The organism is Brachymonas sp. KE5 (assembly GCF_057773645.1).
In genome coordinates this window covers 2,312,118-2,326,257 of sequence record NZ_CM173463.1, presented here as the reverse complement: position 1 = coordinate 2,326,257, position 14,140 = coordinate 2,312,118, and the positions used below count along the sequence as shown (strand labels likewise).

General features: G+C 66.2%; 11 protein-coding genes, 1 tRNA gene and 1 pseudogene. 5 read left to right on the top strand and 8 right to left on the bottom strand.

Annotated elements, in window-relative coordinates:
- Positions 1–58: 58 nt before the first annotated feature.
- The 3 genes from ACX36O_RS11000 (at position 59) to ACX36O_RS10990 (ending at position 1,730) form a co-directional block, all read left to right on the top strand.
- A complete protein-coding gene (locus tag ACX36O_RS11000; RefSeq protein WP_250131044.1) occupies positions 59–925 on the top strand; it encodes a class I SAM-dependent methyltransferase in 867 nt (288 codons plus the stop codon).
- Between the two features lie 198 nt (positions 926–1,123).
- Positions 1,124–1,387, top strand: a complete 264-nt coding sequence (locus tag ACX36O_RS10995) for a DUF2789 domain-containing protein (protein WP_213361559.1) — start codon at positions 1,124–1,126, stop codon at positions 1,385–1,387.
- 82 nt (positions 1,388–1,469) lie between these two features.
- On the top strand, positions 1,470–1,730 hold the full coding sequence (locus ACX36O_RS10990) for a DUF2789 domain-containing protein (protein ID WP_488359780.1): 261 nt from the start codon (positions 1,470–1,472) through the stop codon (positions 1,728–1,730).
- An 88-nt stretch (positions 1,731–1,818) separates the two neighbouring features.
- Here ACX36O_RS10990 and ACX36O_RS10985 read toward each other — a convergent pair whose 3' ends face one another.
- Positions 1,819–2,172, bottom strand: a complete 354-nt coding sequence (locus ACX36O_RS10985; RefSeq protein ID WP_488359779.1) for a four-helix bundle copper-binding protein — start codon at positions 2,170–2,172, stop codon at positions 1,819–1,821.
- Positions 2,173–2,356: 184 nt separating this feature from the next.
- Here ACX36O_RS10985 and ACX36O_RS10980 point away from each other — a divergent pair, with 184 nt between their 5' ends.
- Positions 2,357–2,662 carry a hypothetical protein gene (locus ACX36O_RS10980; protein ID WP_213361556.1) on the top strand — a complete coding sequence of 102 codons (306 nt, stop codon included), beginning with the start codon at positions 2,357–2,359 and terminating at the stop codon, positions 2,660–2,662.
- Between the two features lie 69 nt (positions 2,663–2,731).
- On the opposite strand, the gene ACX36O_RS10975 is transcribed toward ACX36O_RS10980, so the two are convergent.
- The 7 genes and pseudogenes from ACX36O_RS10975 to ACX36O_RS10945 all read right to left on the bottom strand — a co-directional run bounded on the left by ACX36O_RS10975 (position 2,732) and on the right by ACX36O_RS10945 (position 12,954).
- Positions 2,732–2,806, bottom strand: a tRNA-Arg gene (locus ACX36O_RS10975).
- 100 nt (positions 2,807–2,906) lie between these two features.
- The gene (locus ACX36O_RS10970) at positions 2,907–3,464 is read right to left on the bottom strand and encodes a VUT family protein (RefSeq protein ID WP_488359778.1); all 558 of its coding nucleotides are present in this window, start codon (positions 3,462–3,464) and stop codon (positions 2,907–2,909) included.
- A gap of 20 nt (positions 3,465–3,484) precedes the next feature.
- Entirely contained in the window at positions 3,485–3,946 is a 462-nt protein-coding gene (locus ACX36O_RS10965; RefSeq protein ID WP_488359777.1) for an MFS transporter, read from the bottom strand.
- Between the two features lie 39 nt (positions 3,947–3,985).
- Positions 3,986–5,043: pseudogene (guaD, locus tag ACX36O_RS10960) on the bottom strand (guanine deaminase).
- Positions 5,044–5,547: 504 nt separating this feature from the next.
- Entirely contained in the window at positions 5,548–6,090 is a 543-nt protein-coding gene (locus ACX36O_RS10955) for a MarR family winged helix-turn-helix transcriptional regulator (RefSeq protein WP_213361549.1), read from the bottom strand.
- A 112-nt stretch (positions 6,091–6,202) separates the two neighbouring features.
- Positions 6,203–10,795: a translocation/assembly module TamB domain-containing protein gene (locus tag ACX36O_RS10950; protein ID WP_488359776.1), complete on the bottom strand. Its 4,593-nt coding sequence runs from the start codon at positions 10,793–10,795 to the stop codon at positions 6,203–6,205.
- A complete protein-coding gene (locus ACX36O_RS10945; protein ID WP_213361547.1) occupies positions 10,795–12,954 on the bottom strand; it encodes an autotransporter assembly complex protein TamA in 2,160 nt (719 codons plus the stop codon). Before ACX36O_RS10945 ends, ACX36O_RS10950 begins: the two co-directional genes overlap by 1 nt.
- A gap of 462 nt (positions 12,955–13,416) precedes the next feature.
- On the opposite strand from ACX36O_RS10945, the gene ACX36O_RS10940 reads away from it, so the two are divergent.
- Positions 13,417–14,115: an outer envelope protein gene (locus tag ACX36O_RS10940; protein WP_349772152.1), complete on the top strand. Its 699-nt coding sequence runs from the start codon at positions 13,417–13,419 to the stop codon at positions 14,113–14,115.
- Positions 14,116–14,140: the final 25 nt, after the last annotated feature.

Here is a 14,140-nt window from a genome sequence, read left to right as displayed (position 1 = left end):
GCGAGGTGCTGCTTCCGGCGCACGAGGAAAGGGGGCCAGGTTGTCCAAGAGCGACGCCATGGCCCGTCAGGTGCAGGAAGCGCTGCGGCCGGGGCAGTCGGTCGAACTGCTCAAGGAGCTGCACATCCTCACGCGCGAGGGTGGGCTGAACCAGGACTCGCGTCGCAAGCTCAAGCAGGTATACCACCTGTTCGGCTTCATCGAAAAAATCCTGCTGCAGCTGGAAAGCAGCGGTCGAACCGACATCACGCTGGCTGACCACGGCGCGGGCAAGTCCTACCTGGGCTTCATCATCTACGACCTGTTCTTCCGCCAGCGCGAGGCGGGCACCATCTACGGCATCGAGACGCGGCAGGAACTGGTCGAGAAGTCGCGCGAGCTGGCCGAGCGGCTGGGTTTTGCGCGCATGCGTTTTCTGCCGCTGACGGTGCAGCAGTCGGCACAGAGCGACGCATTGCCGGCGCAGATCGACGTGGTGACGGCGCTGCATGCCTGCGATACCGCCACCGACGATGCGATTGCCTTCGGCCTGCAGAAGCAGGCGCGCCACATGGTGCTGGTGCCGTGCTGCCAGGCTGAAACGGCCGGCTTTCTGCGCAGGCACAAGGCGCTGAACCTGTCGCGCACGCCGCTGGCCGAGCTGTGGCGCCATCCGCTGCATACGCGCGAGATGGGCAGCCAGCTGACCAACGTGCTGCGCTGCCTCTACCTCGAATCGCAGGGCTACAGCGTGACGGTGACCGAGCTGGTGGGCTGGGAGCACAGCCTGAAGAACGAGTTGATCCTGGCCGAGTACACCGGCCAGAAGAAGCGCAGCGCGGCTCAGCGCATGCACGACATCGTGCAGCAGTTCGGGCTGCAGGAGCTGCTGGCGGTGCGTTATCCGCTGGTGGCGGGCAGTGCGCCGGCGCCCGAGATGGCGTGAGCGAAGGAGTTCCGCTCGTCAGCAGGCCTTGCTTCCCGGCGCCTGCCGGCTTTTCTTGAAACTCTTGTCGGCATCCGGCATCGCGAGTATCCCCAATCTCCATGGCGTTATTGCAGGCCCGGTTTGCAGCGCCGCGTGTGCCGCCTAGTATCGGGGCATGCGCCTGTGGTGGCGAGCCCTTTGCATGGAGGAGAGCTTATGTACACATCCGGCTACGATATGCCTGACCTGTTCAAGCAACTGGGTCTGGAGCATGACCAGGCGTCCATCGATGCGTTCATCCGTCGCCACAACCCGCTGGCGGAAGGGGTGCGCATCCACCAGGCTCCCTTCTGGAACGAAAGCCAGGCGCGTTTCCTGTGCGAGGAAATCGCGCGCGATGCGGCCTGGACCACAGTGGTGGACGAACTGTCGGAGCGTCTGCGCTGCTGCCTGCCGGCAGCCGGATGCGATTCTGTCTGACACGCGGCGGCAGGACCCCCGCGTAGAGTGGTGCGTGTGACCGGGCCCGTACGGCCTGGCCGGCCATGACAAGGAGATCACCATGTATACCGACAATATCGACATGCGCGCCCTGTTTGACCAACTGGGCCTGGAGAGCAGCGCTGCGGCCATCGAATGCTTCTGCGCACAGAACAAGCTGCCCGACGGTCTGCCGCTGCATCAGGCCGCCTTCTGGAGCGAATCCCAGGCGCGTTTCCTGCGCGAGGAAATCGCCTGCGATGCGGCCTGGGCACCGATTGTGGACGAACTCAATGCGCTGCTGCGCGGCGCGCCGGAGGATACCGATTCCTGCCGGATTTGATGGCGGCAGGGACGCCGACACGGGTCCGCTTTGTTCATGGAGCCGCTGCCAGTGCAAAGCGTGGCCGGCAGAGGGTCGCTGTGCTGCGTCAGTGTGCGGCAGCCATGGCACGGCAGGCTTCGGCACAGGCGCGGCAGGCACTGGCGCAGGCCTGGCAGTGCTCCATGTCGTGGCGGGCACATTCGGCGCCACAAGCATCGCACACCTGGGCACACAGTTCGCACAGCGCAGCCGCATGCTGGCTGCCGCGGGCGGTGAAGGCGGCACACAGGCGGCAGATCTGGGCGCAATCGATATCGCTGCGGATGCAGGCCGCCATGGCGGTGACGTCGGCCTCCTGCAGGCAGGAAGCGGCGCAGAAATCGCAGGCCTGGGCGCAGGCATTGCAGGCGTCGATACAGGCCTGTATGGCGGGAGAAAGCGTATGGGGGGCGTGTTGCATGAGGGGCTCCTCGGTCGGGATAGGAGCTTCTACCGTAAACCTGCGGTGTCGGCCGGTACTGTAGGACGTTGCCGCGAGCCCGCTGCAGTGCCGTGCGGCGACTGTGCTTGGGGTTATCCTCATCCGGAAGGACAGCAGGCCACGGCATGATGTTCCCGTATCGAATCCATTGCAGGAGCTAGTCATGACGCTTGCCCATCCGATCGCCACCGAACACGACCTCCTCAGGCCCGAGCGCAACTGGGACCGCCACCCCCTTTACCTCACGGTGCAACCCGATCCGGACATTGAGGGACAGTGGGAGTGGGTCATCGTGGAGCGGGATGGCAACGAGATGATCATGCATGCCGAATCGGAAGGCAGCTATGCCGTGTTTGCCGATGCCCTGCGCGCGGGAGCCGTGGCCTTTGCCGTGCACGCGGGGCAGGATTATGAGGATGAGGCGGCCGACCCGGTGGGGAATGTGGCTGGGGTGGGGTATACCGAGTGACTGCACCTCTCGGAATGCCGTTGCCTGAACGAAAAAGCCGGAGAGCATGGAGGCTTCCGGCTTGCAGGGTGGTACCACCGACAGGAATCGAACCTGTATCTAGCGCTTAGGAGGCGCTCGTTCTATCCATTGAACTACGGCGGCATACCAGATGGCGCCGCTCGGGCGTCAACAAGCGCGTATTGTAAGGCCGTTGTTGATTGGGGAGTGAACGAACGCCATTCTGTCGTCTCAGGGTGCAGGGTCAGTGTGCAGCCGGTTTGACCATCACCCGCGCCATCAGCAGCCGGAACGGCAGCAGCAGGCCCACGCCGAGCACCAGCTTCACGCCCAGGTCGCCCAGCGCCCAGGTGACCCAGGGCTCGGCCACGCCGGCAAAGGCGATGCTCCAGAACAGGAAGGTGTCCAGCAGCGCGGCCAGCAGGGTGGCCACCAGCGGTGCGCGCCACCAGCTGCCCGCGCGCAGGCGGTGGAACACGCCTACGTCCAGCCATTGCGACAGCAGGAAGGCCGTGCCCGAGGCGACGGCAATGCGCACCGGCGCCAGCACCAGCGAGGCGGCCACGGCCACGGCAAAGCCGACCCAGACCACGCGCCGTGCCGCGTGCGGGCCGTGGGCGCGGTTCATCAGTTCGGTCACCAGGAAGGCGAAGGGATAGGTGATGGCGCCCCAGGTCAGCCAGTCGTTGATGGGGTATTGCACCAGGATGTTGGAGGCCAGCACCACTGCGGCCATGTAGGCTGCGGCGATCAGGAAGCGGGGCAGGGTGGGCGCCACGAAGGCGCCGGAAACAGCTTGCATGGGAGTATTGAAATCAAGAGTCAGGCGGCTTTGCGCGAGGTGCGCCCGTATACGTACAGAAGGGTGGCCAGCAGCATGGCCAGCGGTAGCACGTACAGGGTCTGGCTCACGGCGAGCGTATCGCCATGGCGCATCAGGTAGCCGGGGATGAAGACGAGGAAGGCACCGGCCAGGAACTGGCTGCCGTTGACCAGCGCCGCCGAGGTGCCGATGTAGCGCACGTCGACGGCACTGCCGGCGATGGCGAAGGGCAGCATGGAGGTGCCGGTGAAGAAGCCGAACAGGAACAGCACCGGTCCGGCCACGCCGATCTGCTGGATGGGCATGCCGACCAGCACCAGCAGCAGCAGGAGCTGTCCGGCCAGGCCATAGCCGAGCGCGCGCACGTCGTCATGCCAGTTGCGACCGAGCCAGCTGAAGAACGGGGCACCCAGCGCCAGGCCGAGCCAGCTCAGGGCGATGGCCACGTTGGCCTGGTTCATGGTTTTACTCCTTGTTATTGTCCGGGCGACGCCACGCGCTTACTGCGCGGCGTAGACTTCCTTGCCGGCTACGTAGGTGGCTGCGATGGCGCGGTCATCGGCCAGCGTCATCTGGATGAAGAGGACTTCTTCCAGGCTCTTGGCGTAGCGCATGCGGTAGTCGAAGATGGGCGTGGATTTGAGGTTGATCACGGCCAGGTCGGCTTCCATGCCGGGTTCGATCGAGCCGATCTTGTCGGCCAGGCGCAGGGCCTCGGCGGTGCCGCGGCTGGCCAGGTAGAAGGCGTGCAGCGAGCTGTAGGGCGCGTTGTTCATCTGCGCGGCCTTGTAGGCTTCGTTCATGGTCTGCAGGATCGAGAAGCTGGTGCCTGCGCCCCGGTCGGTGGCCAGACCGATGCGCACGGGACGCTCGGTGCTCTTGAGTTTCTTCACGTTCAGGCAGCCGGAGCCCAGAAAGAAGTTGGACGTCGGGCAGTGCGCGATGGCGGCGCCGGTTTCGCTGAACACGTTCAGTTCGCGCTCGGTCAGGTGGATGCCGTGGCCGTAGATGGCGCGGTCACGCAGCAGGCCGTATTTGGCGTAGGCGTCGGTGTAGTCCTTGGCGTCGGGGCACAGTTCCTTCACCCAGGCCACTTCGTTCACGTTCTCGGAGACGTGCGACTGGATCAGGGTGTCGGGGAATTCCATGGCCAGCGCGCCGACGGCTTCCATCTGCTCGGGCGTGGAGGTGGGGATGAAGCGCGGGGTGATGACGTATTCGGCGCGGCCGTTCTTGTGCACTTCTCGATCAGGGCCTTCGATTCGTCATAGGAGCGCTGGGCGGTGTCGAGCAGCTCCGGCGGGGCGTTGCGGTCCATGCAGACCTTGCCGGCCATCACGCGCATGTTGTGCTTGGCGGCTTCCTCGAACAGGGCATCGACCGACTGCGGGAAGATGGTGCAGTACACGGTGGAGGAGGTAACGCCGTTGCGGAACTGCTCCTTGATGAACACTTCGGCGACTTCGGCGGCATGGTCCTTGTTGGCAAAGCCCTGCTCGGCGATGAAGGTGTAGTTGTTGAGCCAGTCGATCAGCTGCTCGCCGTAGGCGGCAATCATCTCGGTCTGGGGATAGTGCACGTGGCTGTCGATGAAGCCGGGAACGATGATGCTGTCGGTATAGGCCTTGACGGGGACATCGCCCAGCGTGGGCAGGATCGCGCTGGCGGCTCCGGCCTGCACGATCTTGCCGTCTTCCATGACGACGATGGCGTCGGACTCGTACACCATGCATTCGGACATGTCGTGGAAGAACGGGTCCTTCTTGAACGTCAGCATGGCTCCGCGAATAGCTTTCTTGGTACTCATCTCTGATCTCCTGGTGTTGGTTGAATACGAACTCTGAGTGCGTTCATGATGCTCCGGATTTATCTTGATGTCAAGATAAATGGGCGGAACTTTTTATCTGCTGCTACCGGGCAACACCGGGTTGCCATGGAGCTGGAGGGCGTGATGGAGAGATGCCCCTTGTGTCTGGCCGGGTGGGGCTGGGAATTTTCGGCGCGAGGAAATGGCTGCGCCAGTGCCTGGGCAGCGAAGGAGACGGTCTGGAGACGCGGAGGGTCAGGCGGCGGGGAGCAGGCTCAGTTCGCCGGGGTTCTCGAGGGCCACAAGCAGGGTGGACAGGCGGGCATTGAGTTCTGCCAGCATGTTCGGCGGCATGACCGAAAGCAGGCGGCGCTCGTTCTCGATATGCTTTTCGACTGCGCGGTCGATCAGGTTCAGGCCTTTGTCGGTCAGCTGCACCAGCATGCTCCGTGCGTCCTGTTCGTTGGGAACGCGGGCGACCAGGCCGCGCTGTTCCATGCGCTTGAGGCGGTGCGTCATCGTGCCTGAGGTAACCATCAGTGTGGAAAACAGCGTGGTGGGAGTGAGACAGTAGGGCGCACCGCTGCGTCGCAGCGTGGCCAGCATGTCGAACTCCCAGTAGCTCAGCCCGAACTGCGACAGGCCGGCTTCGAGATACTGTTCCAGCAGGGCCGCACAGCGCTTGATGCGGCCGATCGGGCCCATGGGGCGGGCATCCAGATCGGGACGCTCACGCTCCCAGTGTTTGAGGATGAGGTCGAGCGAGTCAAACTGCTTGTGGTGTGCGGCGGGTGTCATAGTATCTTCATTTCAAGCTATTTCATTGGGCCCATGATAGACTATTTGCCCATTTTTGGGAACCATTGCCCAACACGTCAATGTGTCAATGCGTCTGTCCGTCTGCGGCCGCTCAGTCATAGCTGATGGTGTAGATCAGGTCGATGGCGCTTTCCGTGCCGGTTTCGCCACGCAGCTTGAGGCGGCGGCTCAGGTCGTAGAAGAAGTAGAGCGTGCCCATGGTGGCATCCAGTCCGCGCTCGTAGGCCACATAGAAGTTGCGCGAGAAGCGCTTGCCCAGCGTGACGCTGCCGGAGGCCACGCCGTTTTCGCCGCCCTTGAAGGAGAGTTCGTCCAGGCCCAGCGCATCCGCCAGTTCGCCGGTAATGCCGCGGCCGCTGCCCGAGAGCAGGGCGAGCGCTGCCTGCTGCAGCAGCGCGGCATCGGCCGCGCCGGCGGAGGAGCGGCCCAGCACCAGCCAGGAGAGTTTTTCGGAATCCGGCATGGCGGGGTCGGAGAACAGCTGTACCCAGGGCAGCTGCGCGGTGCCGCGCACATGCACGCCGACGCGCATCTCGTCGAGGTGCGGGCGGATGGCAATGATGTCCAGCGTGGGGTTGTCGAGCGCGCCGTTGAAGGTGATGTGGCCGCGCTCGACCTGCAGGTCCTGTCCGTAGGCACGGAAAGTGCCACGGTCGGTGCGGATGGTGCCGGTGAGGCGCGGCATGGACTGCAGCGTGGGGCCGTTCACCACGCTGAGCTTGCCGCGCAGGCGCGTGTCCAGGCCGCGGCCGCGCACGCGCAGGTCATCGCCCAGGTCGATCTCGATGTTGATGTCGGGCGTGATGGTGGCGTTGGTGCGGGCCATGCCGGCCTTGACCCTGGGATCCTGCAGCACGGCGCGGGCTTCGGAGTTGGTGGCGATCAGGGTGCGCGTTTGCGGCGAGGCGGCCTTCGAGCCAGTGCGGGGTGCAGTGCCGGTACTGGCGGCCGTGTCGGTTGTTGCGTTCCCGTTGCCGGAGGCGGCTCGGGTACCGCCACTGGTGCCGGTATTGGCGCCCGAACGGCTCGGCTTGATCACGATATCGCTGCTTTCGGCCGCGGCAGCCATCCGCTCCGCTTGCGCCGGCTGCGCCAGCACGGCCTTGGGGTGCTTGCGGCTGGGCAGCACCACCACATCATTGTCGAGCTTGGGTGCGGTATCGGTCGGCAGCTCGATCAGCGCATGGTCGACCTTCAGGCCGCCGCGCATCACCAGCCGCAGGTTGGCCAATTGTGTGCTGACGTTGCCGGAGAGCACGATCTGGCGCTCGGGCATGCTGGAGAGCTGCAGTTCGCGCAGCTGCGCGTTCAGGTCCATGCGCATGGATTGCAGCAGCGCGCCGCCCCCGCCCCATTGCACATTGCCGGTGATGGTGGCCGAGCCGCCGGCGCGGCGGTTGACCGTGGGGCCTTGCAGCGAGAATTCGTCGATGTCCAGACGCTGGCCGCTCAGGCGCGTGCGCAGGCGGCCGCGACTGAATTCGATGCCGTCCACCACCGAGCGCACGCCCAGGTCATCGGCATTGAGCGTGCCGTGCACCAACGGCGCACGCAGGGTGCCGCCCAGCGTGGTGTCGGCCTGCAGCGTGCCGCGCAGGCGCCAGCCCGGCGGCGCGAACATGCTCCACAGGCCCATGCGCGGCAGGTTGGCCTGCAGGGTACCGCTGAGCGGGGCGTTGTCGGACAGCGTCCAGCCGCCACCGGCGCTCGTGAGGCGGGTGTTGACGAGCGCATTGGCGGTGCCGGCATTGCTGCTGTCCCAGGTCAGCTTGCCCTGGATGGCACCGCCGCTGCCGGTGATGTCCAGTCGCGCGGTGCGTATGCCGGCCTGCACGCGGCCGCGTCCGCCCATGCCGCCGGCCTGCACGATCAGGTCGCCCTGGCTGCGTTGCAGCGTGGCGTTGATGCGCATGGCGTTGCCGAGCTGCACGTCCCAGTTGCCGGCCAGGGTGAGGTCGCCGGTCAGGCCGGAGCCGCTGATGGAACTGCTCATCAGTGCGTCCACCCATTCCAGCGGCACTTCGCTCAGGCGGCCCTTGCTGCTCAGCGTGTAGCCACCGCCGCTTTGCACGTAGTGGATCGGCTCGGCCAGGATGTGTGCGTTGCCCGGTACGGAGCCGGTCAGGTCGATGCGAAAGGCGCCGGTTGTCGCTTGCAGGGTGTTGCCGGATTGCAGCAGGCGGATCTGCACCGGGTTGGCGAGGGCCGCCTGCCAGGCCTTGTTCTGCAAGGTATCGCGTAGCTGCAGTTGCGTGGCCTGCAGGTTGGCCTGCCAGCCGTTGGCCAGCTTGCCGCCACTGCCGCGCAGCGCCACGCGCATGTCGCGCGTGCCTTGCTGCATCTCGCTGCGGCCCTCGATGGCGGCGTTGGCCAGTGTGCCGTTCACACTCAGGCGCGTGTTGCGCAGGTAGGTGGCGGATTCTGCCGGCTGACCGGCGGTGTTCAGGGTGAGGGCGGGGGCGTCGAGCAGGGCGTTCAGTTGGAGGTTGCGCCCGTTGTTCTGCCAGCCGCCGCGCCAGCTGCCGTCCAGCCGGATGCTGCCGCTGGCGATCTGCTTGCGCAGGCCTTCGGTGCCCGGCCATTGCTGCAGCCAGTTCAGGGTTTGCTGCAGATTGGCGACGGCCAGTTGCAGCCTGCCCTGTCCGTTAGCCTCGCTCAGCATGCCCTTGACGCTGCCACGGGTGCCGGGCAGCGCGAGGTCGAGATCGGCCTGCGCGGCCTTGGTCGGCACCGAGTAGCTGCCGCTGCCTTTCAGTTCGGCATCGTGCGAGCGGGCCAGGATGCGTGGCAGGGTGACGGTGTCGTTCTGCCACTTTCCCTGCACGTCGATCACATCGACGGCCAGGCCCTTGGCCGCCTGCGCGGCGCGGCCCTTGCTGTCGCCGTCCGAGCGCAGCAGGATGGTGAAATCGACGGGCACCTGGGCCAGCGCCTGGCCGCTGGTCAGCGGCGAACTGGCTTTCAGCGCTCCGCTGATCGGGGCGGCGGCCAGTCGCGTGTCGATCAGGCCGGGGTTGAGGTGGCTGACGGTGACGTCGCCGGTCCAGCCTTGTTCCGGCAGGTAGCGGCCGCTGCCTTGCAGCGTGCCGCCGTTGCGGCCCTGGTTCAGCAGCAGGCGCTGGATGTCGAGCGCGCCGCGCTGGTAGTGCAGCTGGGCATCGAGCTGGCTCAGGGGCAGCAGGCCCTTGTCCCAGGCGCCTGCTTCGTCGTTGCTGGCCTGGATCCAGGCTTTCCATTGCGTGTCACCCAGGAAGCCGAGCATGCCGGGAGCCTGGCTCGCTGGCGGGGCCGAGGCGGGGGAGCGGGGAACATGGGGTGTGGCTTGCGCCACCTTGCCGGACGCGACCGGCTCCAGCGCCAGCGCCCCGTGCAGGCGCGTGCGCGGTGCGCTCGGCCAGAAGGCCTGCACGTCCAGTTGCTGCCATTGGGCGCGGGCACGGGCCAGCGGCTGGGTTTTCCAGGGATGGACACCGGCCTGCAGCTGCAGGCGCGTGCCTTGCGTCGCAGGGACTTCGGCTTGCGCTTTGGCGGCGGGGGCAGGGGCCGACGCCTGGCCCCCGGTCGCCGCAGGAATCAGCTGCAAGGGCACCACGGTCGCATCCACATCCAGCAGCGCATCCGGCCCGGCCAGCGTCCCGCGGATCTGTGCGCTGGCCTGCAGGCGCTGCGCCGGCATGCTGTTGCTGGCAGGCAGGTGCAGCAAGCCCCGGGCGCTGATGTCGGTGCGCATGGGAGCCTTGCCATCGATTCTGGCATCGGCCTCGTAAGTGCCGTTGGCTACGGTCAGGCCATCCAGGCGCAGGGTGTGCTGCGCCGTGACGCGGTCGTAGTCGTAGCGCCCGTGCAGGTTGGTGATGACGGTATCGCGCGCGGGGACGGTGGGTGCGGGCGCTGCCTCTGCAGGCAACAGTTCCTCGCCGCTGGCTGCCGAGGCGGCGAGCCCGGCCGCAGAGGCGACCAGCTCTGCCGGTGTGGCGGCACTGCCGGACACGGCCGGCGCCTGCAGGCGCTTGCGCTGGACGGACTGCTCCCGCCTGTCCTCGGCGCGCTTGGCGGCCGAAGCCTTGGCTGCTGCCTCTTCGGGCGACTGGTACTTGATATCCTCATCCTGCTGCTTGCCGACGATGCGCAGCGTGTCGATCCGGAACGGCAGTTCCACGCTGACCGGCAGCGTGAACGACTGCAAGGCTTGCTTGGGCGCAGTGACCGGCTTGGCGATGCGAGTGTCCTGCAGCGTGGCGGTGCGCACGTGCACCTTGCTGAAGCGCGTCGCGCGGTCCCACAGGGCGGCCAGCTCCCAGCCCACGTCCACATTGTCGAGTGTCACCACCAGTTCGCCGCCGGTGTAGCCGCCTGCGTCGGTGCCCTGGCTGGTCCAGATCAGGCGGTCGATATGGCCGCCCTGGCGCACGGTGCCACTCACGCCGTCGGCTTGCAGCGTCATGGTGGAGGGCATGTAGCCCTGGATGATGTGCAGTACGGTAGCCAGCGACTGGTCGCGTGCCGACCAGTACCAGACGCCGGTGCCGACCAGCCCGATCAGCAGGATCAGGCCGAAGATGGACCAGGCGCTCCAGCGCGCGGTGCGCCGGGCGGCGCGGCCCAGACGCTGGCGGCGCGTCAGCGCGGGCGGTGCGTCGCTGGCAGCTGCAGGGTCGACGGGAGGAAGAGGCGCCTTTGCCATCAGAACGTGAATCCCAGGTTCATGTGCAGCCGCACCTTTTTGCTCTGGATGCCGTAGGCCACCGACATCTGCACCGGCCCCACCGGGCTGCGCCAGAGCGCACCGGCACCCACGCCCACCTTGAGCGGGCGCAGGTCCTGCGGGCGGTTGGCGACCGAGCCGGCATCCATATAGACCACCGTATCCCAGTCCGACGGCTTGCCGCGCAGGAACAGCGGACGGCGGTATTCCAGGCTGCCGGCCACCATGTAGCGGCCGGGTTCGCCGTAGCCGTCGCCGGAGTCCACCCCGATATCCTGGTAGCCATAGCCGCGCACGGTGGCATCACCGCCGGTCAGGAACAGCAGGTTGTAGGGGATGACGGCGTCCTGCTTGGCATAAAGCCCTGCCCCTTCCAGCCGCACCACCAGTTCGCCGTTGCGGCGCTTTAGCACGCTGGAAGCTGTCGGCGCCTGCAGCAGCGGTTGCGCACTCAGGCCTGCGGCATTGCCGGTGGCGATGGCCTTCAGGTCCTGACGCAGCGGCAGTGCCTTGCCCACGCCTTCGCGCAGGCCCTCGTCCAGCGACAGGAAGCCGAGGTAGCGTGCGGCAAAGCGGCCAAATGGTGTGCGCTGCGGCTGCAGGGTAAAGCCGCCGCCCACCTCCAGCCCGATGCCGTAGCCGCTGGTGGGATAGGTCTGGCTGTTGAAGCGGCGGTAGGTCCACACATAGTTGGCGCTGAGCGCCTGCGACGCTTCCTTCTCCCCATCGCTGAAGCGGGTGCTGCCGTGGTCGTACTGCAGGTAGTAGGTGCGGTCGATGCTCTTCTCGAGCTTGGTGCGGCCGAAGCGCAGCTGTTGCGTATTGAAGATGATGTCGTCGTACTTCTCGCGCGTGACCGAGGCGTTGGCCAGCCAGCGCCAGAGCTTGTCATCGGGCGGCGCCAGCAGGCTGGTGCTGAAGGCCTGGCGCACCTTGTCCACCTGCAGCTTGTTGATGCCGCGCCAGCCGAAAACCGGCTCCTTGTTGTGCGTGTGGTCGATCGAGACGCGCGGCCCGCGATCGGTGCTGAAGCCAACGCCCAGCACCAGCTTCTGCAGCTTGGCCTCTTGCACCTGCACCAGAACCGGGGCGTTTTCCGGGTTGGATTCGGGGGTGGTGTCGATGCTGACGAAGGCGCCGGTGTAGTAGCCGCTGTCGAGCAGGCGCTGCTGCGCATCGACCATGTCGCGCTGCTTGTAGTCGGCGCCGGGCCGCACGCGCGTGAGGCGTTCGATGATGACCGGATCGTAACGCTCGGCGCCCTTGATCTGCACCGGGCCGTACTTGTACACCGGGCCGGAGTCGTAGTCGATGCGCAGGTTGGCGCTGCTGGTATCGGGGTCGATTACGGCCTGGCTCTCGGCCAGCTTGGCGGTGGGGAAGCGCTCAGCCTGCAGACCCCGCAGGGCCAGCGTCTTGGCATCGCTCCAGGCCGTTTGCGTGAACGGGTCGCCCTGCGGCAGGCCCCAGCCGTTGTAGATCTCGCCGAGCTGGGGCAGGGCGGGCGGGTAATTGGTGATGGCGCCGCCAAAGGTCAGGTCGACCTGCTGCACCACGGTGCGCGGGCCGGGCTCGACCGTGATCACGACCTCGGGCAGCGGGCCGCGCGCTTCGGCGGTGGTACTGGCCACGTGGGCCTGCAGTTCCTGCCGGATCTCGGGCGTGAAATAGCCTTGCGTGCCCAGCAGCTGGCGGATATTGGTTTCGGAGTTGCTCAGCAACTGGCGCAGTTCGGCATCGTCCAGGTCGGACACCTTCTGGTAGCGCTTGAGTTCCAGATGACGCTCCAGCAGCGTGCGGATATCGTCGTCGGGCGATTCGATGCGGATGTCGAAGGACTTGCCTTGCGAAACGGGGGAGAAGGCAGGGTCTTCGCTCGCGGGCGTCGTGCCCTCCGCACCGGTTTGCGCCAGATCGGCAGCCGGCTGCGGCTGGGCGGAACGGGTGCTTTCTGTGCTGGCGGGCTGTGGCGCCAGTTCGCTGGCCGTGGCCGCCTGGGCATGAGCGCCCGTGCACGCACCCGCCAGCACGGCTCCAGCCAGCAAGGGGAGGGGCAGGGGCCAGGGCAGAAAGCGGCAGGACGAAAGCGTGGATTGCAAGGGACTGGACAGGCGGGCAGTGGCTGGAGCAGTGGCCATCGAGCGCGCTGCAAGAAAAAAGCACGCACGCGCGACCCTGCCTCGGGGCAACGCACACTGTAGCGCATTCTGCGTGCCTGTCTGGTGCCCAGATGTAAACAGGAATCCTTTCAGTCACCGTTTACGCAGGCGGCAGTGGCGGTGCCGACCGCGGACCAGGCTTCTGCCCGCGCTGACGGACTCCTTGCCTGTTGCTTGCCCGATAGGGCGAGCGTCCTGACAGCGCAATTTGTCTGACGAAGCAGACAAGCGCAAGGTGCCGGCTGGCACAATGCCCGGCGCGATTCACCGGGGCATGCGGATGCCCCGTTTTCTTTCCCTCAACACACCATGTCCCTCTTTACCCCCACGCGAGCAGCGCTTGCTGCCGCCCTGAGCATGACCACGCTGGCCGCCAGCGCCGCCGAATGGAGCGATTTCTCGCTCACCTATACCTACGGCACGCGCTAAAAGGAACCCTATGTGGCCGATGGCGCGCCCATCGCCAAGAACATCGTCACCGCCCGCTATGTGGATGGCGACAGCTGGGGCGGCAACTTCGTCAACCTCGACCTGCTGAAATCCGACGCGGTCGACAACAAGGCCACCGAGGCCTATCTGATCTATCGCCGCCTGTTCGATTTCGGCAAGATCAGCCAGAAGGACCTGAGCTTCGGCCCGGTCAAGAGCGTGGGCGCCACGGTGGGTTTCGACCTGAACACCAAGAACAGCCCCGAATACGGCTCACGCACGCGCACCTTCGTGGCCGGCCCGACCTTCATCATGGACGTGCCGCAGGGCTTTCTGAACCTGAGCGTGCTGGCGATGTGGGAAAGCAATGACCCGGCCGCAGCCAAGCTGCCCAGCCGCTACTGGTACAAGACGCACCCGGTGCTGGACTTGTCCTGGGGCATTCCGCTGGGCAACAGCAACTGGCAGTTCGGGGGCTACGGGCAGTACATCGCGGCCAAGGGGCAGAACGAGTTCGGCGGCCCGACTTCGCCCGAAACCCATGTCAATGCGAACCTGATGTATGACCTCGGCCCGAAATTCGGCCTGCGCCAGGGCCAGCTCAAGGCCGGTTTCGGCTATGAATACTGGCGCGCCAAGTTCGGCAACCCCGTCAGCGTGCCGGGCGCGACCGCGAAAACGCCCTACGTGAGCGCGGAATACCACTTCTGAGCCAGGAGGGCCCAAGGCCCCCGCG

Bases quoted from the DNA above. Each gene is read 5' to 3' on its own strand.
- ACX36O_RS10985 (WP_488359779.1), bottom strand. From the start codon at position 2,172: ATGCAACACGCCCCCCATACGCTTTCTCCCGCCATACAGGCCTGTATC.
- ACX36O_RS10945 (WP_213361547.1), bottom strand. From the start codon at position 12,954: ATGGCCACTGCTCCAGCCACTGCCCGCCTGTCCAGTCCCTTGCAATCC.
- ACX36O_RS10970 (WP_488359778.1), bottom strand. From the start codon at position 3,464: ATGCAAGCTGTTTCCGGCGCCTTCGTGGCGCCCACCCTGCCCCGCTTC.
- ACX36O_RS10955 (WP_213361549.1), bottom strand. From the start codon at position 6,090: ATGACACCCGCCGCACACCACAAGCAGTTTGACTCGCTCGACCTCATC.
- ACX36O_RS11000 (WP_250131044.1), top strand. From the start codon at position 59: ATGGCCCGTCAGGTGCAGGAAGCGCTGCGGCCGGGGCAGTCGGTCGAA.
- ACX36O_RS10965 (WP_488359777.1), bottom strand. From the start codon at position 3,946: ATGAACCAGGCCAACGTGGCCATCGCCCTGAGCTGGCTCGGCCTGGCG.
- ACX36O_RS10980 (WP_213361556.1), top strand. From the start codon at position 2,357: ATGACGCTTGCCCATCCGATCGCCACCGAACACGACCTCCTCAGGCCC.
- ACX36O_RS10950 (WP_488359776.1), bottom strand. From the start codon at position 10,795: ATGGCAAAGGCGCCTCTTCCTCCCGTCGACCCTGCAGCTGCCAGCGAC.
- ACX36O_RS10995 (WP_213361559.1), top strand. From the start codon at position 1,124: ATGTACACATCCGGCTACGATATGCCTGACCTGTTCAAGCAACTGGGT.
- ACX36O_RS10990 (WP_488359780.1), top strand. From the start codon at position 1,470: ATGTATACCGACAATATCGACATGCGCGCCCTGTTTGACCAACTGGGC.